The organism is Mycobacterium sp. E787 (assembly GCF_001668725.1).
Classification (GTDB): Bacteria; Actinomycetota; Actinomycetes; order Mycobacteriales; family Mycobacteriaceae; genus Mycobacterium.
On sequence record NZ_LZKL01000060.1, the window covers coordinates 1 to 923 of the forward strand.

Annotated in this window: 2 protein-coding genes; one reads left to right on the plus strand and one right to left on the minus strand. The window is 70.2% G+C overall.

The genetic code is table 11. The features are described from left to right. Window positions 1-77: hypothetical protein (locus A5705_RS29170; RefSeq protein WP_231982335.1), on the plus strand; the 77-nt coding region annotated here is incomplete at its 5' end. 114 nt (window positions 78-191) lie between these two features. On the opposite strand, the gene A5705_RS29175 is transcribed toward A5705_RS29170, so the two are convergent. After that, window positions 192-923, minus strand: a 732-nt coding sequence (locus A5705_RS29175; protein WP_156763111.1) for an HNH endonuclease signature motif containing protein, incomplete at its 5' end; no start/stop codon positions are given.

Sequence of the window (923 nt, forward strand, 5' to 3'; positions counted from 1 at the left end):
CCGGACCCCTCGGCGAACGCGCCGACTGGTGGTGGTACGACCCCTTCCAACCCCAACCACCACCATCGACCAACTAGGTTGATTGGGGCATAAAGAATTTCGTTTGCGTTACCCGCTGCCCAGACCATGCGGCTTGCTTGAAAGTTGGTAGCGCATACGCTATCGAATTCGTAAGTCGCCGATGCCCGGAGTCAAGCCGGACCCGGCGCCGGTGCGAATTCGAAACTCGGCGGTTCGCGCAGCCACGCCGTCGAGACGGCGGACCAGTCCGCGACGCTGACGTAGGGTCCCGCCGGGCTGTGCGCGTGGCCCGAGCCGTCGGCCGTGCTGAACGGGGTGACCGAGATCTTGGGATGGGCGAGGGAGCCGGGGTGTAGGGGTTGGCCGTCCTCGTCGGTGACCGAGAGGTGGTCGGGGGGTCCGGTGATGGTGATGTGGCCTTGGTGGTGTTGGCGGTGGTGGTAGGGGCAGATCAGGACCAGGTTGGCCAGCTCGGTGGGGCCGCCGTTTTCCCAGTGCACGAGGTGGTGGGCGTGTAGGCCGCGGGTGGCCCCGCAGCCGGGTACCGCGCAGCTGGGGTGGCGGTGCTCGAGGGCGCGGCGCAGTCGCCGGCTGATGGTGCGGGTGGTGCGCCCGGCGCCCAGGGGTTGGCCGTGGCGTTCGAGCCAGACTTCGCAGCCGGCATCACAGGTCAGGTATTGGCGGTCGGCGTCGGATAGCAGCGGGCCCAGGTGCAGCGCGGCGCTGCGCTGGGCCGCGTCGTAGTGGGCCACCACGGTGGTGTGCTGGGCGTGCGGGCGGCGGGTGGCCTCGGCGTCCCAGCCGGCCTCGACCAGGCGCATGAAGGCCTCCAGGGTGCCCGGCATCGGCGGCGCGCTCGGTGCGGAGCCGTCGCCGTTGGCGCGGTCGCGTTTCCACTCGGC